Here is a 20,947-nt window from a genome sequence, read left to right as displayed (position 1 = left end):
GCGCCGGTACCGATAGGTTTTCGATGTACCAGACCGCCAAGGAAAGGGTGATCCGTTGAGCCGCTCGGTTCTCGTCACCGGAGGAAACCGGGGCATCGGCCTCGCCATCGCCCGCGCCTTCGCCGACAACGGCGACAAGGTCGCCGTCACCTACCGCTCGGGGGAGCCGCCGCAGGCGCTCACCGAGGCGGGCGTCCTCGCGGTCCGCTGCGACATCACCGACACCGAGCAGGTGGAGCAGGCCTACAAGGAGATCGAGGACAAGCACGGTCCCGTGGAGGTGCTGGTCGCCAACGCCGGTATCACCAAGGACCAGTTGCTGATGCGGATGTCCGAGGACGACTTCACGTCCGTCCTGGACACCAACCTCACCGGCACCTTCCGCGTCGTCAAGCGGGCCAACCGCGCGATGCTGCGCGCCAAGAAGGGCCGCGTCGTCCTCATCTCCTCCGTCGTCGGCCTCCTCGGCTCGGCCGGACAGGCCAACTACGCCGCGTCCAAGGCGGGCCTCGTCGGCTTCGCGCGGTCGCTGGCCCGTGAGCTCGGCTCGCGGAACATCACGTTCAACGTCGTCGCACCCGGGTTCGTCGACACCGACATGACCCAGGTGCTCACCGACGAGCAGCGCAAGGGCATCGTGTCCCAGGTGCCGCTCGGCCGTTACGCGCAGCCCGCCGAGATCGCCGCCGCGGTGCGCTTCCTGGCGTCGGACGACGCGTCGTACATCACTGGAGCCGTCATCCCCGTTGACGGCGGATTGGGCATGGGTCACTGATCACCATGAGCGGAATCCTCGACGGCAAGCGCATCCTCATCACGGGTGTGCTGATGGAGTCGTCCATCGCCTTCCACACCGCCAAGGTGGCCCAGGAGCAGGGCGCCGAGGTCATCCTGACGGCCTTCCCCCGGCCGACGCTGACCGAGCGCATCGCCAGGAAGCTCCCGAAGCCCGCCAAGGTCATCGAGCTCGACGTGACCAGCGACGAGCACCTGGACCGGCTCGCCGGCCTGGTCAAGGAGGAGCTCGGCTCGCTGGACGGAGTCGTGCACTCCATCGGCTTCGCGCCGCAGGACGCGCTCGGCGGCAACTTCCTGAACACGCCCTTCGAGTCGGTGGCCACCGCCATGCACGTCTCGGCGTTCTCGCTGAAGTCGCTCGCCATGGCCTGCAAGCCCCTGATGGCGGACGGCGGCTCCATCGTCGGCCTCACCTTCGACGCCCAGTTCGCCTGGCCGCAGTACGACTGGATGGGCCCGGCCAAGGCCGCGCTGGAGGCCACCTCCCGCTACCTCGCCCGCGACCTGGGCAAGGACAGCATCCGCTGCAACCTCATCTCGGCCGGACCGATCGGCTCCATGGCCGCCAAGTCCATCCCGGGCTTCGGCGAGCTCGCCGACGTCTGGAACCACCGGTCCCCGCTGGAGTGGAACATGGCCGACCCGGAGCCGGCCGGCCGCGGTGTCGTCGCGCTGCTCTCGGACTTCTTCCCGAAGACCACGGGCGAGATCATCCACGTCGACGGCGGCGTGCACATGATGGGCGCCTGACCCGGACGCCCTTCGACGGCCGCGCACCCCTCACCCGGGTGCGCGGCCGTCGTGCGTGGCCGTGGGCCCGCGCCCGGCGCCCGAGTCGAAAAGATGGCCGTTCCCCCGCAGAATGTGGTGGAACCGGACTTCTGTTCAGGCTGCGGGGAGGAGATCGCCGTGCGCTCCACACGTCGCAGGACCTGGGCCCTGATCGCGGCGGCGGCCGTCGCCGCGGGACTCCTGGCCCCGGTGGCCGTCAGCGCGGCCGGCCGGGCGGGCAGCGGAGCGGCCGCCCCCCTCGCACCCGTACCGGAGCCCTCGGGCGCGGAATGCCGTACGTCGGTCGAGGGGTCCGAGGTCGTCGCCTACTGCCACAACCCGTACCCCACGACCGATCTCGTGCAGCTCCACACCGAGTGCGCGCGCTGGTGGGACGTGGACGCCGACGGCGGCGCGGTCGCGGTCCAGCCGGGGCGGACGGTCAAGATCGAGGACCGCTGCTGGAAAGAGGTCGCCTCGGCCTGGGTGAGCCACTCGGCGTCCTAGGGGACGACGGTCCCGCTCAGACCCGCTCCCGCAGGCAGTTCAGCGCGTGCGCGGCCGCCTCGGCGGCGGCCGTCTCCGCGTCGCCCGCCCGGATGGCCTCGACGAGCCGCGCGTGGTCCATGTGCGCCTCGGGCCGCAGCTCCGGGCCCACGTCGTCGCGCAGGTAGTCGCGCAGCAGACCGTTCAGATCGGCGTAGAGCTCGGTGAGCACGTCGTTGTGCGAGGCGGCGACCACCGCGAGGTGCAGGGTGGCGTCGGCCGCCACGAACGCCTCCGCGTCCCCGGAGGCCCACGCCTCCTCCCGCCGCGCCATCAGCGTGTCCAGCTGCCGGAGGTCCCGGTCCGTGCGCCGCAGCGCCGCGAGCCGGGCGGCCGAGGACTCCAGGGTGGAGCGCAGCTCGGCGACGTGCCGCGGGTCGGCGTCCGCGAACCGGCGGTGCATCACCCCGGCCAGCTCACTGGTGGCCACGACGTACGTGCCGGAGCCCTGGCGGATGTCCAGCAGCCCGTTGTGCGCCAGGGCGCGCACCGCCTCGCGCACCGTGTTGCGGGCGACCCCGAGCTGCTCGACCAGCTCGGGCTCGGTGGGGATCCGCGAGCCGACCGGCCACTCACCCGCGGTGATCTGGTTCCTCAGCTGGGCAATCACCTGGTCGGCGAGAGCCGAACGCCGCGTGGACGTCAGCGCCATGGTGCTCCTTGCTCGTGTTCCGGAAGGGGTGGTCCGGGAGGTGCGGGCCCGTCGGACGTCACTCCGATTGTCCCAGGGGGAGGACAGGAGTGGACAGTCAATCATCCCATGATTCTATGATGGGCCCCATGCGCCACGACGAGACCCCGACCCTGAGCCCTCCCGCAGCCCCCGGCACCCCGGTGCCGGAGAAGGCCGTGCCCGGACCGTCCCCCTGGGTGCTGCGGATCGTCGTCATCGGCCTGGTCCTCGCCGCGCTCAACCTCCGGCCCGCCATCACCAGCCTCGGACCCCTCCTCGAAGAGGTGCGGGACGGACTGCACATGAGCGGCAGCGTCGCCGGGGTCCTGACCTCCGTGCCCCCGCTCTGCTTCGCCGTGTTCGGCTTCATGGCACCCCGGCTGGCCCGCCGCTTCGGCCCCAGCGCGGTGGTCTGCGCCGGGATGATGGCGATCACCGCCGGCCTGCTGCTGCGCCCCTTCGTGGGCGGGACCGCCGGATTCCTCGCCGCCAGCGCCCTCGCCCTGATGGGCATCGCGGTCAGCAACGTCCTGATGCCCGTGATCGTCAAGCGCTGGTTCCCCGACCGGGTCGGCACCATGACCGGCCTCTACTCGATGGCCCTCGCCCTCGGCACCGCGCTGGCGGCCGCCCTCACCGTGCCCCTCACGAACGCGCTGGGCGGCAGCTGGCGGAGCGGCCTGGTCATCTGGGCGGCCCTGGCGGCGGTCGCCGTCCTGCCCTGGCTCCCCTTCCTGAAGGACCGCGGTGACACGTTCCGGCAGGCCGCCGGGACCCCGGCTCCCCCCGCGCTCCGGATCACCCGCAGCCGCACGTCCTGGGCGCTCGCCTGCTTCTTCGGGCTCCAGGCCACGGCCGCGTACATCACCATGGGCTGGATGCCGCAGATCTTCCGCGACGCGGGGCTCCCGGCGGGCACCGCGGGCGTGCTGCTCGCCGTGACCATGGCCATGGGCGTGCCCCTCGCCTTCGTCATCCCCCGGGTCGCCTCCCGGCTGCGGACCCAGGGCCCCATCGTCCTCGTCCTCAGCGCCTGCGGCCTCGCCGGATACGCCGGTCTCTACCTGGCCCCCGCGGGCGGCGCCTGGCTCTGGGCCCTGCTGCTCGGCATCGCCAACTGCGCCTTCCCCCTCGCCCTCACCATGATCGGGATGCGCTCGCGGACCGGCGCCGGGGTGGTCAGGCTCTCCGCCTTCGCGCAGTCCACCGGCTATCTGCTCTCGATCCCCGGCCCGCTCCTCGTCGGGGTGCTCTACCAGCACAGCGGCGGCTGGGGACTCCCGCTCGCCCTCATGGCGGGCCTCCTCGTGCCCCAGACCGTCGCCGGAGTGCTCGCCGGGCGGGCCCGGACGATCGAGGACGAATGCTGAGATGCGACACTGTGCCCATGCCAGTGCTCGATCCGCATCCCCAGAACGGCCAGAAGAAGCTCCTCCTCGTCTTCGGGACGATGCTTCTCATCTCCGTGGTCATCGGAGTGATCGCCACACTCGCCTCCCCCTGACCCCCGGGGGTGGGGCCAGCCCCCCTGTCCCCTAGGGGGCCAGGTTCAGGGTCGAGTGGGTGGGCCGCCGGATGGGACCGCCGCCGCCCGGCCCGTAGGTTCTGGGTACAGAAAGCCCGGCACCCACGGAGGCGGACATGGCGGCCCGTACACGCACCCGGACCCACCACCCGGCCACGGACGCCGTCGAGGTGCGGCTGCCGTGGTGGGCCGTCGCGCTGCCCGCCCTCGCCTTCGCCGCGCTCCTGCTGCTGATCCTGGAACCCGGCCAGGCGCAGGCGGCGGACGGCGACCCCGCGATCGGGCGGCTGCTCGGCCACATCCTGGGCCTGCTGCCCGCCTGACCGGCCCCGGCGCCCCCGTCCCGCCCCGGCGGACGAGCACGTCAACACCCTGCGCCCGGAGGCGCGATTCATGCGAAGCTGAGAAGTATGAGCGCCGATACACCTCGCAGGATCGTCCTTCTCAGGCACGCAAAGGCGGAATGGTCGCAGGAGTCCGACCACGAGCGGCCACTGGCGGAACGCGGCAGGAAGGACGCCCCCGTCGCCGGCCGCAGGCTGGCCGACTCGGGGACCGTCTTCGACCTGGCTCTGTGCTCGACCGCCACCAGGACCCGCGAGACCTGGAAGCTCGCGGTCCACGAGTTCGCTCAGCGCCCCAGGACCGTCTACGAGGAGAGGCTGTACGAGGCCTCCCTCGGGGAGCTGATCGCCCTGTTCGGCGAGACCCCCGACGACGTCCGCGATCTGCTGGTCATCGGCCACAACCCCGGCATGCACGGTGCCGCGGACGCGCTCTCCGGCAGCGCCGAGGGCGACGCGCTCGCCCGCATGACCCGGGACGGCTTCCCGACCGCCGCCTACGCCGTCGTCGAGTTCTCCGGCCCCTGGAAGAGCCTGGAGCACGGTGTCGGCAGGCTCGCCGAGTACTGGACGCCGAACGACTGACCGTGACGCACGAGGGGCGCCGGCCCACCCCGTGGACCGGCGCCCCCCGCCGTACGGCCTCCCGCGTGCGGGACCCGTGCGGTCAGTCCACGAGGCCGTCGGCGGCCTCGACCTCCTCGCGGGTGATCCCCAGCAGGTACAGCACGGTGTCCAGGAAGGGCACGTTCACCGCCGTGTGGGCGGCCTCGCGGACGACCGGCTTCGCGTTGAAGGCGACGCCCAGGCCCGCCGTGTTCAGCATGTCCAGGTCGTTCGCACCGTCGCCGATCGCCACCGTCTGCGCCAGCGGCACCCCCGCCTGCTCGGCGAAGCTGCGCAGCAGCCGGGCCTTGCCCGCCCGGTCCACGACGTCGCCCACGACCCGGCCGGTGAGCTTGCCGTCGACGACCTCCAGCGTGTTGGCGGAGGCGAAGTCGAGGCCGAGGCGCTCCTTGAGGTCGTCCGTGACCTGGGTGAAGCCGCCCGAGACCACGCCCACCTGGTAGCCGAGCCGCTTCAGCGTCCGGATCAGGGTGCGGGCGCCGGGGGTCAGCCGGACCTCGGCCCGCACCTTCTCCACCACCGACACGTCGAGCCCGGCCAGCAGCGACACCCGGGCGTGCAGGGACTGCTCGAAGTCCAGCTCGCCGCGCATCGCCTGCTCGGTCACCGAGGCGACCTCGGCCTCGCAGCCCGCGTGCGCCGCGAAGAGCTCGATGACCTCGTCCTGGATGAGCGTGGAGTCCACGTCCATCACGACCAGCCGCTGCGCCCGGCGGCTCAGCCCCGCCGACACGACGGCGATGTCGACGCCGATGCCGGCGGCCTCCGTCGCCAGCGCGGTGCGCAGCGCCTCGGTGCCGGTGCCGGACACGGCGAACTCGACGGCGGTGACGGGGTACTTCGCCAGGCGGAAGATGCGGTCGATGTTGCCGCCGGTGGAGGTGATCCTGGCCGCTATGGCCGCCGTCGACTCCGCGGTCAGCGGGTGTCCCAGCACGGTCACATGGGAACGTCCGTCACCGCGGGGGCGGTTGTCGCCCGTGCCCGAGATGATCTCGGCCTGCAGTTTCAGCGATTCGGCCCAGCTGTGCACGGTCGCCCGGAGGTCGCCCTCGGTCGTGCCGTCCGGGACCGGCGAGGTCACCAGGGCGCACAGGACGATACGGCCCCGGGTGACGACCTGCTCGATGTCCACGACATCGACGGCGTAGGCGGCCAGGGTGTCGAAGAGACCGGCCGTGATACCCGGCCGGTCCTTCCCGAAGATCTTGACGAGAAGTGTGGGGGCGTCCGTGCCCGGAGGGGGCTCGGGGGACTCAGGGGACCGGGGTGGCTGCGGTGCGCTCATGGTGCTCCCACCGTATAGGGCGGCACGGCCACCCCAGAAGACGTCCCGGGTAACGGACAGCGGTCCTTCGGCCACCCCGGACCGCGGACACGGCGGCCGGGCGCCCCGGTTGGGGTGCTCCGGGCCCATTCCTCCCGAGTCCGTCCGGGCGGCGGCCGGCCTCCGCGCCCTCTTCGCACCGCCCGGCTTTCCGTTACGGGACCGCTCCTGGAATAGTTCCCCACGATGTTCAGCATCCCTAGGCTCCCTGCGACGGGGGCGACACGGGGGACGACAAGTGGGGCGCGGAGTGCCGGATCTCGTACTGGAATTGAATGGAAGGACCTGGGCGCTCGAACCGTCCAGGTCGTACACCCTCGGACGTGATCCGCAGGGCGACATGACGATCGACGACGCCAGGGTGTCGTGGCGGCACGCCACGATCAGCTGGAACGGCCGTGGCTGGTCCATGGAGGACCACGGCAGCACGAACGGCACCTATGTGCAGGGCCGGCGGGTCCAGCAGACGGAGCTCGTCGCGGGGACGGAGGTCCGCCTCGGCAACGCCACCGACGGACCCCGCCTGAACCTCACCGCCGCGGCGGGCGCGGCGGTCCACGGCGGGCAGCAGGCTCCGGTGCAGCCGCAGCAGGCTCCCGCCCGGCAGCCTCAGCAGCAGGGCGCCGCCGGCCCCGCGCCGCAGCAGGCGCCCTGGCCGCAGGCCCCGCAGCCGCAGCAGGCCCCGCAGGCGGGACTCCCGCACCAGCAGGGACACGGCGGCCCGCCCGTCGCGGGCGGAGCCGGCGGGGCGGTGGCCCCCCGGGCCTACGGGGACCGCAGTCCGACGACGTTCCACCGGCTGGACCTCGGCCGCGTCATGCGCATCGGCCGTGCCCTGGAGAACGAGCTGGTCGTCTCCGACCTCCAGGTCTCGCGTCTGCACGCCGAATTCCGGGCGACGCCCGACGGCCGCTTCGAGATCCGCGACCTCGGGTCCCACAACGGCACGTACGTCAACGGCCAGCCGCTCAGCAAGTCCGGCTCCGCGCTCCTGGGCCCGAACGACATCGTCGGCGTGGGCCACTCGACGTTCCGGCTGGTCGGGGACCGGCTGGAGGAGTTCGTCGACACCGGTGACGTCTCCTTCTCCGCCCGCCACCTCACGGTGACGGTCGACGGGGGCAAGGACATCCTCAAGGACGTCTCCTTCGGTGTCCCGGAGAAGTCGCTGATCGCGGTCATCGGACCGTCGGGCTCCGGCAAGTCCACCCTGCTCAAGGCGCTGACCGGCTACCGGCCCGCCAACCAGGGCGATGTCCTCTACGACAACCGGAACCTCTACAAGCAGTTCGCCGAGCTGAGGCAGCGCATCGGCCTGGTCCCGCAGGACGACATCCTGCACAAGGAACTCACCGTCACCCGGGCCCTGCGCTACGCGGCCAAGCTGCGCTTCCCCGCGGACACCACGGAGGCCGAGCGCACCGCCCGGATCCACGAGGTCCTCGCCGAGCTCAAGCTCGACGTCCACCGGGACAAGAAGATCACCTCGCTCTCCGGCGGCCAGCGCAAGCGCGTCTCGGTCGCCCTGGAGCTGCTGACCAAGCCGTCGCTGATCTTCCTGGACGAGCCGACCTCGGGCCTCGACCCGGGCATGGACCGCGACGTCATGCAGCTGCTGCGCGGCCTCGCCGACGACGGCCGTACGGTCCTGGTGGTCACGCACTCCGTGGCCGAGCTGGCGATCTGCGACAAGCTGCTGGTCATGGCACCCGGCGGGTCCGTCGCCTACTTCGGTCCGCCCGAGGAGGCGCTGAACTTCTTCGGCTACACCAGCTGGGCCGACGTCTTCTCCGCGTTCGAGAACTACCGCGACTACGACTGGGCGGGCCGCTGGCGCGGTTCGCAGCACTACCAGATGTACGCCGCGGACATCGACGCCGTCGCGGCGCAGCCCGTCCACATGCCCCCGCCGCAGCAGATCCGCCCCAGGAAGCCGCAGAGCTGGACGGCCCAGCTGCTGACGCTGATGCGCCGCTACGTCTCCGTGATCGTCTCCGACAAGGGCTTCCTCGCCCTGATGGTGATCCTGCCCGCGGTGCTCGGCATAGTCAGCGTGGTCATCCCCGCGGAGTTCGGCCTGGTGGCACCCGACGTGCCCAACAAGCGGTTCAACAGCAAGGCCGGGACCATCGTGCTGATCCTCGCGGTCGGCATGTGCTTCGCCGGGTCGGCCAACTCCGTACGAGAACTGATCAAGGAACGGGTGATCTACGAGCGGGAACGGGCGACCGGCCTGTCCCGGTCCGCCTACCTGTGCTCCAAGGTGATCGTCCTCGGCCTGATCACCGCCGCGCAGGGCGCGATCATCTGCGGCATCGGCTTCTCCACCCGCAAGCTGCCGGAGGAGGGGCTGTTCATGCCCGCCGGCGTGGAGATCTGCGTGTCGATCACGGTGCTCGGCCTCACCTCGATGATGGTCGGCCTCCTGATCTCCGCACTGGTCAGGACCGCGGAGAAGACGATGCCGCTGCTCGTCATGTTCGCCATCGTGCAGGTCGTCTTCACCGGTGTGCTCTTCCAGCTCTACGGATCACCGGGCCTGGAGCAGTTCGCCTGGCTGATGCCGTCGCGCTGGGCGGTGGCCGCGGCCGGTACCACGCTGGACCTCGCCCACCTCATGCCGCCGTGGGACACCGACAACCCGACCGACCTGGACCCGCTCTGGGAGCACACGGCCGGCCAGTGGGGCGTCAACATCACGGTGCTGGTCCTCATGAGCGCCGTCCTGTTCTTCGCCGTCGCGCGGATGCTGCGGCGCCACGAGCCCGAGGTCATGCGCAAGTAGCGCGGTCCCACCGGTCCCGGAAACGCCCGAGGGCGGCAACCCCGTGGGGTGCCGCCCTTCGGCATGTGCCGGCCGGTCACGCGACGCTGCGGACCGGCTGTGCCAGGCCTTGCTCGGTGCCGTGACTCAGTACGCGCTGTCGACCTTGTCGATCGAGCCGTACTTGTCCGCGGCGTAGTTGGCGGCCGCGGTGATGTTGGCGACCGGGTCGTACTGGTCGTGCTTGGTGCCCTTGACGTGGTAGAAGTCGAACGTCGGCTTGATGACCTGCAGCAGACCCTTCGAGGGGACGCCGTTGATCGCGTTGATGTCCCAGTTGTTGATCGCGCGGGGGTTACCGCTGGACTCACGCATGATGTTGCGGTGCAGGCCCTCGTACGTACCGGGGATCTTCTTCTCGTGCATGATCGACAGGGCCTCGCGGATCCAGCCGTCGAGGTTGTCGGCGTAGACCGGCTTGCGGTCGGCGGCGCGGCTCGACGTGCCGGCGGAACGCTTCTTCGCGTCGGCCTTGGCCTTCGCGGCGGCCTTGCTCTTGGCCTCGGCGACGGCCTTGGCCTTCGCCTCGGCCTTCGCGGCGGTCTGCTTCTTCTCCGCCGCGGCCTTGGCCTTGGCGGCGTCGGCGGCCTTGACCAGCTGCTGGGCGGTGGAGTTCTGCTCGATGCCGGCGGTCTGGAGGCTCGTCGTCTTCGAACCGGTGTAGGCGACCGGGGCCGCCGCGGCGGCGGCCTGGGGCTCGGCGGTGGCCGAGGAGCCGTGCGGGACGAGAGAGAAGGCGACGGCGCCTGCGGCCAGGGTGGAGACCCCCGCGACGGAGAGCTTCTGCGCCTTGTTCAGACGACGGCTACGGCTGGAGATGCGGGACACGGACATACAGTCGTACCTCTTCGAATAGCAGGGGGTCCTCGGCGAGGACGCAGACGGAGGAGCCGAGGCGTATCCGTCGGGGACAGCTGCAATTCTTAGCGCCAGCAAAATGGCCTGGCAAAGGTGTGACGTACGAAGCTGCATAGTGGAAGGGGGTCGTGTTCATACCTCCTTGTCCGGTTTGAACCCTGACGTATTGCCCGTTATGGGCAAACTATTCTTCTTCGTAAGTGATGTGCGTCCTATGCCTGGGCTCACATGGGACCCCCTCTTCGCTTACGAAAAGTTGCTTCTGTAATGCGGAGCGTGAGGGGATTCTCGGTCGACGGCAGCGGGAGTCGGGCTTCCCCCGGCCCATGCCGGAGGTACCGGTGGGCCGGCGTCCGGGCACAGCCGCTCCGCGGCCCCGGCTCCTCCTCGCCGAGCACCGTGGCCGGCCGGTCGAGCGGGCCCCGTACCCGCCCCACGCCGGGTGCGGCCGGGCCGCCGCGTCCGGGCTCACCGCGATCACCGTCCCGGCCGCCGGGGCCCGCGGCAGTGGCAGCGCCTCCCGCACGAGCCCGGGCGCCGCGACGACGTTGTTCTCCGGTGCCCGCCGCAGCCCCTCCGGCGGCGTCTCGTCCAGCCGCACGAGCGGCCCGGCGCCCAGGGCGCTCGCGTCGTCCACCAGGCCGACCGGACCGCTCGGCTTCCCGGCGGCGGCAGCCAGGGACCGGCGGTGCGACGGTCGGCCCGGCGCCCAGGGCGCTCGCGTCGTCCACCAGAGCGACCGGACAGCTCGGCTCCCCGGCGGCGGGCCACCAGGGAGGCGGCGGTGCGACGGATCCGTGACGCCCCCGGCCACCGCCACGACCCGGGTCCGGTAGCGGCCGCGCGGCCCCGTGGTCGTCGCACGGAGCACCTGTGCCGGCCGCCCGGCCGGCACAGGTCCCGGCCCCTTCCGGCAAGGGCCGCGCCGAGCGCGGGCCCCAGCCCCTTCGAACCACCCGTGATCACCGCGACCGGCACGACGGCCATCCCCTCGGGCCGCGTCGTACTCCGACGCCCCCGACGCGGGAGTCCACCCGGCGCACCCGCCCCGTCCACCGGCCGTGACGGCCCAGGGCTCTTCGGCCTAGGACCGAGGCCCCGTCCCCAGGGGGCCCACAGCCCGATACGGGTGCCGCACCCCCGCCGGTACGGTGAGCACATGAGCCATCGCCCCCCGTCGGGCCTCGCCGCGGTCAGCGCCGCGCTGCTCGCCATGAGCCGCCACCTGGAGATGCGGGACGTCCTCAAGACGATCGTCGCCTCGGCCCGGGAGCTGCTGGACGCCGAGTACGCCGCGCTCGGGGTGCCGGACGACCACGGCGGCTTCGCCCAGTTCGTCGTCGACGGGGTGAGCGACGAGCAGTGGAAGGCCATCGGGCCGCTGCCCCGCCAGCACGGCATCCTCGCGGCGATGCTCCAGGAGGCCAGACCCCAGCGGCTCGCGGACGTCCGTGAGGACCCCCGGTTCGAGGGCTGGCCCGAGGCCCACCCCGAGATGTCCGACTTCCTCGGCCTGCCCATCCTGGACGGCGACGAGACCATCGGCGCACTCTTCCTCGCCAACAAGCGCTGCCCCAGGCCGACCGGCGGCTGCGACTTCACCGAGGAGGACGAGGAACTCCTCGGGATCCTCGCCCAGCACGCGGCCATCGCCCTCACCAACGCCCGGCTCTACGAGCGCAGCCGTGAGCTCACCATCGTCGAGGAGCGTTCACGGCTCGCGCACGAGCTGCACGACGCCGTCAGCCAGAAGCTCTTCTCCCTCCGGCTCACGGCCCAGGCGGCCGCAGCCCTCGTCGACCGGGACCCGGCGCGCGCCAAGGGCGAGCTCCAGCAGGTCGCCGCACTGGCGGGGGAAGCGGTGGACGAGCTGCGCGCCGCCGTGGTCGAGCTGCGCCCCGCCGCCCTGGACGAGGACGGGCTGGTCGCGACGCTCCGCACCCAGGTCCAGGTCATGGACCGCGCCCACAGCGCCCGGGTCACCTTCGAGAGCGCCGGTGTGCGCGCCCTGCCCTCCGCCCAGGAGGAGGCGATGCTGCGGGTCGCCCAGGAAGCCCTGCACAACGCCCTGCGCCACTCCGGCGCGGCACTGGTCACCGTCAGCCTCCGCCGGCACACCGACGCCACCGTGCTGCGGATCACCGACGACGGCCGCGGCTTCGACCCCCAGGAGGTCGGGCGGGCGGGCCGGCACCTGGGCCTCGTCTCCATGCGGCACCGGGCCGGCGGGGCAGGCGGGCGGCTCACCGTGGAATCGGAGCCCGGCAAGGGCACCACGATCCGGATGGAGGTGCCCAGTGGCTGACAAGATCATCAGGGTGCTGCTGGTCGACGACCACCAGGTGGTCCGGCGGGGACTGCGTACGTTCCTGGAGGTCCAGGACGACATCGAGGTGGTGGGGGAGGCGTCGGACGGGGCCGAGGGCATCGCCAGGGCCGAGGAGCTGCGGCCCGACGTGGTCCTGATGGACATCAAGATGCCGGGCACGGACGGCATCGAGGCGCTGCGCGGGCTCAGGAAGCTGGAGAACCCCGCCAGGGTCCTGATCGTCACCAGCTTCACCGAGCAGCGCACGGTCGTGCCCGCACTGCGGGCGGGAGCCTCGGGCTACGTGTACAAGGACGTCGACCCGGACGCCCTGGCCGGCGCCATCCGCTCGGTGCACGCCGGGCACGTCCTGCTCCAGCCGGAGGTCGCGGACGCGCTGCTGGCCCAGGACGACACGAGCGGCGGCACGGGGCGGGGGAGCACCCTGACCGAGCGGGAGCGCGAGGTGCTGGGGCTGATCGCCGACGGCCGCTCCAACCGGGAGATCGCGCGGGCGCTGGTCCTGTCGGAGAAGACCGTGAAGACCCACGTCTCGAACATCCTGATGAAGCTCGACCTGTCGGACAGGACCCAGGCCGCGCTCTGGGCGGTCCGGCACGGGGCGGCGGGCTGAGCCGCCACGGGGTTCCCGGCCGGTCGGAGATTCATACTGTCGGGTGGATGTCACCCGTACGGCGCACCCTCCGCCGAGGTGACGGCGTTCTCCACGCGTGCTGCGGCGGTCGGCCGCGGCGACACGAGGAGGAACCCGAAGTGAAGAACCTGAAGAAGGCAGCGGCCGTCACCATGATCGCGGGCGGAATGATCGCCGCCGGTGCCGGAGCGGCCTCCGCCGCGGGCCACGGCGCCGGTGCCCACGGCACCGCCGCCGGCTCCCCGGGCGTCGTCTCGGGCAACCTCGTCGAGGTCCCGGTGAGCGTCCCGGTGAACGTGGTCGGCAACACGGTCGACGTGGTCGGCCTGCTCAACCCGGCCTTCGGCAACCAGGGCGTGAACGGCTGACCGGCACCCCGCACCCCCCCCCCGCCGGGAAGGCCCACCCGGGCCTCCCCGGCGGCCGGGGGACGGACCGGCGCCCCCCCACGCCCGCGGGGCCCGGCTAGCGCCCCCGCTCCTCCACGTACGCGTTGTACGCCGCGACCTGCGCCCGCCTCGCGACCCGCTCCACCGGCCGCAGCGCCTCGCCCCGGGCCGCGATCTCCGACGCGCTGACCGCGCCGCCGTGCCCGTTCTCATGGGCGACCGACACCAGCAGCCCCACGCGCTGAGCCAGCTCCAGCACCCGGACCGCCCGCGGCGGATACCCCGGAGCCAGCACCTCCCGCCCCCGCTCCGCGCGCGCCCGGTAGGCATCCACCGCGGCCTCCGCGACCGGGCCGGACCCGGCGACATCCAGCCGCGACAGCACCGCCGTGGCGTCCCGGAGCGCTTCGGCCAGCTCCCGCTCCGCCTCTCCCAGCGACGGCACGTCGGCGGGCGGCGCCTCCCGCACGGGCAGACAGCGCCAGACCACCTCGACGTGCAGGTCCCCGGCGGGCCCCGCCTCGGCCACCTCGGGCACCAGGCCGTACGGCGCCCCGGCGATGACCACCGCCTCCTGCGCCTCCAGCGCGCGGGCGTTGAAGTCCGGCGGACCGCTGAGCCCCAGCGGATGGCCGGGCACCGGCAGCGCGACCCGGAAACCGGTCGCCCCCAGCGCCCTCAGCCGACCGAGCGCCAGCGTGAGCCCCACGGGCCCCGCCTCACCCGGCAGTCCCTCGACGCGGTGCACCGCGTCCTCGTCGACGATCGCGAGCGCCGCGTCGTCCGGTGACACGAGTCCGGCCAGAAGCGCGTTTCCCCATGCGGCGAGCCGCCCTGAGCGTGGTTCCGAAAGCATGGGAACAGCCTAGGGAACGGCCCCAGGGCCTGAGCACTCCCCGGGTGGCGTAGGTTTTCCCTGGGAGCTGTGCCCACAGGCACGCGACGATCTCGACACTGTATGGGGAGACAACGCGCCATGAGCGATGTACTGGAGCTGGTGGACGTATCCGTGGTCCGCGACGGACGCGCTCTGGTGGACGACGTCTCCTGGTCGGTCAAGGAGGGGGAGCGCTGGGTCATCCTCGGGCCGAACGGCGCCGGCAAGACCACGCTCCTGAACATCGCCTCCAGCTACGTCTTCCCGAGCACCGGCACGGCCACGATCCTCGGTGAGCGACTCGGCGGCGTCGGCACGGACGTCTTCGAGCTCCGCCCCCGCATCGGCATCGCCGGCGTGGCCATGGCCGAAAAGCTCCCCAGGCGCCAGACCGTGCTGCAGACGGTGCTCACCGCCGCGTACGGCATGACCGCCACCTGGCACGAGGACTACGAGGCCGTCGACGAGGAGCGCGCCCGCGCCTTCCTCGACCGCCTCGGCATGACCGAGTACCTCGACCGCAAGTTCGGCACGCTCTCCGAGGGCGAGCGCAAGCGCACCCTCATCGCCCGCGCCATGATGACCGACCCCGAGCTGCTCCTCCTCGACGAGCCGGCCGCCGGGCTCGACCTCGGTGGACGCGAGGACCTGGTACGCCGCCTCGGCAGGCTGGCCCGTGACCCGTACGCCCCCTCCATGGTCATGGTCACCCACCACGTCGAGGAGATCGCGCCCGGCTTCACCCACGTCCTGATGATCCGGCAGGGCAAGGTGCTCGCCGCCGGACCCATGGAGACCGAGCTCAGCTCCCGGAACCTCTCCCTCTGCTTCGGCCTGCCGCTCGTCGTCGAGCACCGAGGCGACCGCTACACCGCCCACGGACTCCCCCTCGGCCGGTAGTCGCAGCACAGCCAACCTCCCCTGCGCCCTGTCGGGGAGGGTGCCCACGGTCCTACGATGACGACGTGGACATCGACGCGTGGGTGTGGTGGCTGATCGGCGCGGTGGGACTGGGCATTCCGCTCGTCCTGACCGCGATGCCCGAATTCGGGATGTTCGCCGTCGGAGCGGTGGCCGCGGCCGTCGTCGCGGCGCTGGGCGGTGGTGTCGTCGCACAGGTCCTGGTCTTCGTCCTGGTCTCGGTGGCGCTGATCGCGGTCGTGCGTCCGATCGCGGCCAGACACCGCGCGGGCCAGTCCACCCACGCCACCGGCATCGACGCCCTGAAAGGCCGTCAGGCCGTCGTCCTGGAACGGGTCGACGGCAGCGGCGGGCGCATCAAGCTGGCCGGCGAGGTCTGGTCCGCGCGCTCGCTCGACGAGGACCAGGTCTTCGAACCCGGCCGGCAGGTGGACGTCGTGGACATCGACGGTGCAACGGCCGTCGTCATGTGAGCGAACCGGTCACACGGCAGGCCGCAGTCTGCCAAACTCGAAGTCGATCATCATCTCAATCCGATCGTCATGACTGATCGACCTCGATCACCGCGATCCGTCGGCAACCGAAGGGCACGAGGCACACGATGCAACCGATCATCATCGTCCTGATCATTCTGGTGGTGCTCGTCTTCATCGCCCTGATCAAGACGATCCAGGTCATCCCGCAGGCCAGTGCCGCCATCGTCGAGCGCTTCGGCCGCTACACCCGCACGCTCAACGCCGGGCTGAACATCGTCGTCCCGTTCATCGACTCGATCCGCAACCGGATCGACCTCCGCGAACAGGTCGTCCCCTTCCCGCCGCAGCCGGTGATCACCCAGGACAACCTCGTCGTCAACATCGACACGGTCATCTACTACCAGGTCACCGACGCCCGCGCCGCGACGTACGAAGTCGCCAGCTACATCCAGGCGATCGAGCAGCTCACCGTCACCACGCTCCGCAACATCATCGGCGGCATGGACCTCGAACGGACCCTGACCTCCCGCGAGGAGATCAACGCCGCGCTGCGCGGAGTGCTCGACGAGGCCACCGGCAAGTGGGGCATCCGCGTCAACCGCGTCGAGCTCAAGGCCATCGAACCGCCCACCTCCATCCAGGACTCGATGGAGAAGCAGATGCGCGCCGACCGTGACAAGCGCGCCGCGATCCTCACCGCCGAGGGCATCCGGCAGTCCGCGATCCTCACCGCGGAGGGCGAGAAGCAGTCCGCGATCCTGCGCGCGGAAGGTGAGGCCAAGGCGTCGGCCCTGCGCGCGGAGGGCGAGGCACAGGCCATCCGCACGGTCTTCGAGTCCATCCACGCCGGTGACCCGGACCAGAAGCTCCTCTCCTACCAGTACCTCCAGATGCTCCCCAAGATCGCCGAGGGCGACGCGAACAAGCTCTGGATCGTGCCCAGCGAGATCGGCGACGCGCTCAAGGGCCTCAGCGGCGCCTTCGGCAACCTCGGCAGCGGCGCCCCCGGCTTCAACACCGGTACGGAGCGCAGGGAACAGCCCCCGGTGGAATGACCGGCAAGCACCTTCGTGCATGATCGGTGGGCCCCTCGACCTTCATGGCGGGGAGGCACCACTGACCTTCGAAGGAGATGGCCTTGTCCATCTGGGAAATGCTTGCCGTCCTCGTGGCCGGGATCGGCGCCGGAGCGATCAACACCGTCGTCGGATCCGGCACGTTGATCACCTTCCCGGTGCTCCTCGCCACCGGCCTGCCACCGGTCACCGCGACCGTGTCCAACGCGCTCGGGCTGATCCCGGGCGCCATCAGCGGGGCCATCGGCTACCGCGCGGAACTCACCGGCCAGCGCCGCCGGATCCTCAAGCTGAGCGTCGGCGCGCTGATCGGCGGCCTCACCGGGGCCACCCTCCTGCTCGCCCTGCCCTCCACCGCGTTCGAGACGATCGTCCCCGTCCTGGTGGCCCTCGCCCTCGTCCTGGTCATCCTGCAGCCCCGCATCAGCCGCGCCGTCCAGAGCCGCCGTGAGCGCACGGGCAAGGCCGCCAGGCCCGACGGCGGGCCCCTCCTGTTCACCGGCCTGATGCTCGCCAGCGTCTACGGCGGCTACTTCACGGCGGCCCAGGGCATCATCTACCTCTCCCTGATGGGCATGCTGCTCGACGACACGATGCAGCGGCTCAACGCCGTCAAGAACGTCCTCGCCGCCGTCGTCAACAGCGTCGCCGCGCTCTTCTTCCTCTTCGTCGCGGACTTCGACTGGACGGCGGTCGTGCTGATCGCGGTGGGGTCCGCGGTCGGCGGCCAGCTCGGCGCCAAGGTCGGCCGCCGGCTCAGCCCCGCCTTCCTGCGCGGGCTGATCGTCGTCGTCGGCACCGCGGCCATCGTGCAACTCCTGCTGCGCTGACGTGGGGAGCCCGTCCCCTCCGGACTTGGGGGACGGGCTCCGGCGGGGCAGCCGGGGCGGTCACGCCGCCGAGCGCGCCAGCCACTCGGGCAGCGACGACCGGTCGCCGGCGCCCAGCGCGAGCAGCATCGCGTCCGCGGGCGACGGCACGAACGGCTGGCGCAGCAACGGCATACCCGCCTCCTCCGGCGTCCGGGCCGCCTTGCGGTGGTTGTCCTCCGCGCACGAGGCCACGGTGTTCAGCCAGGTGTCCTGGCCCCCCTGGGCCCTGGGCACCACGTGGTCGACGGTGCTCGCCCGCCGCCCGCAGTACGCGCACCGGTGCTGGTCCCTTATCAGCACGCCCCTCCTGGACCACGGGGCGTGTCTTCGGAACGGCACCCGTACGTACCGGCAGAGCCTGATCACCCGGGGGACGGGTATGTCCACGGCGGCACCACGCATACGGAGCCCGGGATGCGACTGCTCGACGACGGCCTTGTCCTGGAGGATCAGGACCACCGCGCGGTTGAGCGTCACCGTCGACAGCGGCTCGAAGCTCGCGTTGAGTACAAGTGTCTCCCGCATCCTGCCCACCTCCCGTGTGCCGCCCGACCGTCGGCGGGCCCGTGACAACTCTGTCCGGGCGGACCGTGATGGACAACGCAATAAAAAGTGCCCTGCCCTGATCTCTCCAGGACCAGGGCAGGGCAAACGGGAGGCGAACATTCAGCTTCCGGGGGCGGCGTACTCCCCGATCAGCTGGGCGCGGCCCAGGGTGTGGAAACGCAGATTGAACCCGACCACGGCGGGAGAGGCGTCACTGTCCGGCCCGAGCTTCTCGGTGTCCACCGCGTACACGGTGAACACATAGCGGTGGTTCTCACCGGCGGGAGGCGCCGCTCCGCCGAACTCCTTCGCCCCGTAGTCGTTGCGGGCCTGTACGGCGCCCTCCGGCAGCCCCTGGAAGGCCCCGCTCCCCGCACCGGCCGGAAGCTCCGTCACGGACGCGGGGATGTCGAAGAGCACCCAGTGCCAGAACCCGCTGCCGGTCGGCGCGTCCGGGTCGAAGCACGTCACCGCGAAACTCTTCGTCCCCGCCGGGAAACCCTCCCACCGCAGCTGCGGCGAGGTGTTGCCCGCCGCGAACACCTGGGCGTCCGCCAGCACGGCGCCGGGTGCGAGGTCCTCGCTCACCACGGTGAACGGGGGGACCTCGGGATGGAAGTCGTGCGGCAGCGGCGCCCTCTTCGGCTCGGTCACGTCAGCACCTCTCCTGATCGGCTGTGCGATGTCTTGCCACCGACCCTAGGGGGTGTCAGAGCCAGTTGCGCCGGCCGCCGACCTCGGCGAGCCAGTGGTTGAGGTACGCGGCCCAGTCCGTGCCCCGGAAGTCGTTCAGGCCCACCGTGAACGCACGGTAGGAATCGCTGCCCTCGCTGAAGAGGCCCGGCTTCTTGTCCATCTCCAGGACGACGTCCATCTCGCGGTCGTCGGCCACGAACGTCAGCTCGACCTGGTGGAGTCCCCGGTACTGCTGCGGCGGGTAGAACTCGATCTCCTGGTAGAAGGGCAGACGCTGGCGGGTTCCGCGGATGTGGCCGCGCTCCATGTCGGCGCTGCGGAAGCCGAAGCCGAGCTGCCCGAAGGCGTCCAGGATGGCCTGCTGCGCGGGCAGCGGGTGCACGTTGACCGGGTCCAGGTCACCCGAGTCGAGGGCGCGGGCGATCTCCAGCTCCGTCGTCACCCCTATGTCCATGCCGCGCAGGTGCTGCCCGGCGAACATGGTGACCGGCGTCTCCCAGGGGATCTCCAGACCGAACGGCACGACGTGCACCGCGCCCGCCTCCACCTGGAAGGCACCTCCCAGACGCAGCGTGGTGAACTCGATGTCCTGCTTGGTCTCCTGGTCCCCGCTCTCGACCTCGACGCGCGCCTGCAGCCCGACCGAGAGCCCCTCGATCCGCTGGTCGACGGAGCCGCCCTGGATCCGCACCTCGCCCTGGACGACCCCGCCGGGGACGACGTTGAGTTCGGTCAGTTCGGTCTCGACCGAAGCACCGCCGGCACCCATGCTCGCGAGCAGCCGCTTGAAGCCCATGTTTTCCTCCTTGGTCCTGACCCCTACATACGCGCCCTGACCGTAACCGGTTCCCGCGGTGCGCCCAGTACCCTCGGACGCCATGGACGAGGGCATGGACCGCACGCCGCTCGGGCGCGACTTCTTCGACAGGCCTGTCCTGGAGGTGGCCCCCGACCTCCTGGGCCGCCTGCTGGTCCGGACCACCGACGAGGGCGCCATCGAGCTGCGGCTGACGGAGGTGGAGGCGTACGCCGGAGGGATCGACCCCGGGTCCCACGCGTTCCGCGGCCGGACGGCGCGCAACAGCGTGATGTTCGGGCCGCCGGGCCACTCGTACGTCTACTTCACGTACGGGATGTGGCACTGCCTCAACCTGGTGTGCGGTCCTGAGGGCGAGGCGAGTGGTGTCCTGCTGAGGGCGGGGGAGATCGGGGTCGGGGCGGAGAAGGCCCGCACCCGTCGGTTCTCGGCCCGGCATGACAGGGAACTGGCCAAAGGGCCGGCCCGTCTCGCCACGGCCCTCGACGTGGACCGCGCACTGAACGGTGCCGACGTGGTGGCGGGAGCGCGGCGGCCCCTGTCCATCCTGCGGGGCACGCCACCGGCCCCCGACCAGGTGCGGAGCGGACCACGCACGGGAGTGGGCGGCGACGGCTCCCACCAGCCCTGGCGCTTCTGGATCGACGGCGACCCCACGGTCAGCCCGTACCGGGCCCACGTGCCCCGCCGTCGCGCAACTTGACTCGCCCCTGCTGTTTCCCTAATGTAGTCCGAGCCGCTTGAACGGATGCAGTTGTTCTTGGCACGGTCCATCGGACCGGGCCGAAGCATCGTGAGAGGGCCAACCACTACCTACGATTCACCCCTGGCGGGTGCAATTTCGGCATGCCGGAATTCGTCCGACCGACTCGATTATGAGTCACCGAGGAAATCGGCTAACGTAGTGACCACGCCGAAAGGGAAAGCGCGAAAGCGAAGACCTGGAAAGCGAAAAGGCAGTAATGCAGGAACCCGCTTCGGCCGGGAATCGGACACGAAAGAGTCTGATAGAGTCGGAAAC

General features: G+C 71.3%; 23 protein-coding genes and 1 pseudogene. 16 read left to right on the top strand and 8 right to left on the bottom strand.

The window, feature by feature from the left end; genetic code table 11:
- Positions 1-55 precede the first annotated feature (55 nt).
- The 3 genes from fabG (at position 56) to ACFVS9_RS30830 (ending at position 2,076) form a co-directional block, all read left to right on the top strand.
- Positions 56-775 (top strand): 3-oxoacyl-[acyl-carrier-protein] reductase, encoded by a 720-nt coding sequence (fabG, locus tag ACFVS9_RS30840; RefSeq protein ID WP_383117795.1) that lies wholly within the window; start codon positions 56-58, stop codon positions 773-775.
- A 5-nt stretch (positions 776-780) separates the two neighbouring features.
- Positions 781-1,548, top strand: a complete 768-nt coding sequence (gene fabI / locus ACFVS9_RS30835) for an enoyl-ACP reductase FabI (RefSeq protein ID WP_383117796.1) — start codon at positions 781-783, stop codon at positions 1,546-1,548.
- A gap of 159 nt (positions 1,549-1,707) precedes the next feature.
- The gene (locus ACFVS9_RS30830) at positions 1,708-2,076 is read left to right on the top strand and encodes a hypothetical protein (RefSeq protein ID WP_383117797.1); all 369 of its coding nucleotides are present in this window, start codon (positions 1,708-1,710) and stop codon (positions 2,074-2,076) included.
- Between the two features lie 16 nt (positions 2,077-2,092).
- On the opposite strand, the gene ACFVS9_RS30825 is transcribed toward ACFVS9_RS30830, so the two are convergent.
- Positions 2,093-2,767, bottom strand: a complete 675-nt coding sequence (locus ACFVS9_RS30825) for a FadR/GntR family transcriptional regulator (protein ID WP_383117798.1) — start codon at positions 2,765-2,767, stop codon at positions 2,093-2,095.
- A 119-nt stretch (positions 2,768-2,886) separates the two neighbouring features.
- On the opposite strand from ACFVS9_RS30825, the gene ACFVS9_RS30820 reads away from it, so the two are divergent.
- The 4 genes from ACFVS9_RS30820 to ACFVS9_RS30805 all read left to right on the top strand — a co-directional run bounded on the left by ACFVS9_RS30820 (position 2,887) and on the right by ACFVS9_RS30805 (position 5,242).
- Positions 2,887-4,158, top strand: a complete 1,272-nt coding sequence (locus tag ACFVS9_RS30820; RefSeq protein ID WP_383117818.1) for a CynX/NimT family MFS transporter — start codon at positions 2,887-2,889, stop codon at positions 4,156-4,158.
- A 17-nt stretch (positions 4,159-4,175) separates the two neighbouring features.
- The gene (locus ACFVS9_RS30815) at positions 4,176-4,292 is read left to right on the top strand and encodes an SGM_5486 family transporter-associated protein (RefSeq protein ID WP_383117799.1); all 117 of its coding nucleotides are present in this window, start codon (positions 4,176-4,178) and stop codon (positions 4,290-4,292) included.
- A gap of 137 nt (positions 4,293-4,429) precedes the next feature.
- On the top strand, positions 4,430-4,636 hold the full coding sequence (locus tag ACFVS9_RS30810) for a hypothetical protein (RefSeq protein ID WP_383117800.1): 207 nt from the start codon (positions 4,430-4,432) through the stop codon (positions 4,634-4,636).
- A gap of 87 nt (positions 4,637-4,723) precedes the next feature.
- On the top strand, positions 4,724-5,242 hold the full coding sequence (locus ACFVS9_RS30805; protein WP_383117801.1) for a SixA phosphatase family protein: 519 nt from the start codon (positions 4,724-4,726) through the stop codon (positions 5,240-5,242).
- 82 nt (positions 5,243-5,324) lie between these two features.
- Here ACFVS9_RS30805 and serB read toward each other — a convergent pair whose 3' ends face one another.
- A complete protein-coding gene (serB, locus tag ACFVS9_RS30800; protein ID WP_383117802.1) occupies positions 5,325-6,572 on the bottom strand; it encodes a phosphoserine phosphatase SerB in 1,248 nt (415 codons plus the stop codon).
- Positions 6,573-6,849: 277 nt separating this feature from the next.
- Here serB and ACFVS9_RS30795 point away from each other — a divergent pair, with 277 nt between their 5' ends.
- Positions 6,850-9,396 (top strand): FHA domain-containing protein, encoded by a 2,547-nt coding sequence (locus ACFVS9_RS30795; RefSeq protein ID WP_389937706.1) that lies wholly within the window; start codon positions 6,850-6,852, stop codon positions 9,394-9,396.
- Positions 9,397-9,522: 126 nt separating this feature from the next.
- On the opposite strand, the gene ACFVS9_RS30790 is transcribed toward ACFVS9_RS30795, so the two are convergent.
- Both ACFVS9_RS30790 and ACFVS9_RS30785 read right to left on the bottom strand, forming a co-directional pair.
- Positions 9,523-10,269 (bottom strand): transglycosylase SLT domain-containing protein, encoded by a 747-nt coding sequence (locus ACFVS9_RS30790; protein ID WP_389937704.1) that lies wholly within the window; start codon positions 10,267-10,269, stop codon positions 9,523-9,525.
- 392 nt (positions 10,270-10,661) lie between these two features.
- Positions 10,662-11,271 (bottom strand): annotated as a pseudogene (locus ACFVS9_RS30785) (hypothetical protein); the annotation flags it as partial.
- Between the two features lie 181 nt (positions 11,272-11,452).
- On the opposite strand from ACFVS9_RS30785, the gene ACFVS9_RS30780 reads away from it, so the two are divergent.
- From ACFVS9_RS30780 to ACFVS9_RS30770, 3 genes are all read left to right on the top strand, one after another.
- A complete protein-coding gene (locus tag ACFVS9_RS30780) occupies positions 11,453-12,598 on the top strand; it encodes a GAF domain-containing protein (RefSeq protein WP_389937703.1) in 1,146 nt (381 codons plus the stop codon).
- Positions 12,591-13,235 carry a response regulator gene (locus ACFVS9_RS30775; protein ID WP_389937701.1) on the top strand — a complete coding sequence of 215 codons (645 nt, stop codon included), beginning with the start codon at positions 12,591-12,593 and terminating at the stop codon, positions 13,233-13,235. The genes ACFVS9_RS30780 and ACFVS9_RS30775 overlap by 8 nt, the downstream gene beginning before the upstream one ends.
- A gap of 140 nt (positions 13,236-13,375) precedes the next feature.
- Complete coding sequence (locus ACFVS9_RS30770; RefSeq protein ID WP_383117807.1) at positions 13,376-13,624, top strand: chaplin family protein; 249 nt, start codon at positions 13,376-13,378, stop codon at positions 13,622-13,624.
- 97 nt (positions 13,625-13,721) lie between these two features.
- Here the strand turns inward: ACFVS9_RS30770 and ACFVS9_RS30765 are convergent, their stop codons facing one another.
- The gene (locus ACFVS9_RS30765; RefSeq protein ID WP_383117810.1) at positions 13,722-14,501 is read right to left on the bottom strand and encodes a hypothetical protein; all 780 of its coding nucleotides are present in this window, start codon (positions 14,499-14,501) and stop codon (positions 13,722-13,724) included.
- Positions 14,502-14,621: 120 nt separating this feature from the next.
- Here ACFVS9_RS30765 and ACFVS9_RS30760 point away from each other — a divergent pair, with 120 nt between their 5' ends.
- The 4 genes from ACFVS9_RS30760 to ACFVS9_RS30745 all read left to right on the top strand — a co-directional run bounded on the left by ACFVS9_RS30760 (position 14,622) and on the right by ACFVS9_RS30745 (position 17,825).
- Positions 14,622-15,422, top strand: coding sequence for an ABC transporter ATP-binding protein (locus ACFVS9_RS30760; protein ID WP_383117811.1), 801 nt, complete (start codon positions 14,622-14,624; stop codon positions 15,420-15,422).
- A gap of 65 nt (positions 15,423-15,487) precedes the next feature.
- Positions 15,488-15,916, top strand: a complete 429-nt coding sequence (locus ACFVS9_RS30755; RefSeq protein WP_383117812.1) for an NfeD family protein — start codon at positions 15,488-15,490, stop codon at positions 15,914-15,916.
- A gap of 128 nt (positions 15,917-16,044) precedes the next feature.
- Positions 16,045-16,974, top strand: coding sequence for an SPFH domain-containing protein (locus ACFVS9_RS30750; RefSeq protein WP_014157029.1), 930 nt, complete (start codon positions 16,045-16,047; stop codon positions 16,972-16,974).
- 77 nt (positions 16,975-17,051) lie between these two features.
- On the top strand, positions 17,052-17,825 hold the full coding sequence (locus ACFVS9_RS30745) for a sulfite exporter TauE/SafE family protein (protein ID WP_383117813.1): 774 nt from the start codon (positions 17,052-17,054) through the stop codon (positions 17,823-17,825).
- A gap of 60 nt (positions 17,826-17,885) precedes the next feature.
- Here the strand turns inward: ACFVS9_RS30745 and ACFVS9_RS30740 are convergent, their stop codons facing one another.
- From ACFVS9_RS30740 to ACFVS9_RS30730, 3 genes are all read right to left on the bottom strand, one after another.
- Positions 17,886-18,392: an HNH endonuclease gene (locus ACFVS9_RS30740; protein WP_383117814.1), complete on the bottom strand. Its 507-nt coding sequence runs from the start codon at positions 18,390-18,392 to the stop codon at positions 17,886-17,888.
- A gap of 141 nt (positions 18,393-18,533) precedes the next feature.
- Positions 18,534-19,067: a YbhB/YbcL family Raf kinase inhibitor-like protein gene (locus tag ACFVS9_RS30735; RefSeq protein WP_383117815.1), complete on the bottom strand. Its 534-nt coding sequence runs from the start codon at positions 19,065-19,067 to the stop codon at positions 18,534-18,536.
- 55 nt (positions 19,068-19,122) lie between these two features.
- Positions 19,123-19,905 (bottom strand): sporulation protein, encoded by a 783-nt coding sequence (locus ACFVS9_RS30730; RefSeq protein WP_383117816.1) that lies wholly within the window; start codon positions 19,903-19,905, stop codon positions 19,123-19,125.
- 82 nt (positions 19,906-19,987) lie between these two features.
- Between ACFVS9_RS30730 and ACFVS9_RS30725 the strand changes: the two genes are divergently transcribed.
- Entirely contained in the window at positions 19,988-20,629 is a 642-nt protein-coding gene (locus ACFVS9_RS30725) for a DNA-3-methyladenine glycosylase (RefSeq protein WP_383117817.1), read from the top strand.
- The last annotated feature ends 318 nt before the right edge of the window (positions 20,630-20,947 follow it).

The sequence above is a fragment of the Streptomyces sp. NPDC058008 genome, from assembly GCF_042886395.1.
Classification (GTDB): Bacteria; Actinomycetota; Actinomycetes; order Streptomycetales; family Streptomycetaceae; genus Streptomyces.
Note: the sequence above shows the minus strand (reverse complement) of the source record. Positions and strands in the feature narration are given on the sequence as shown.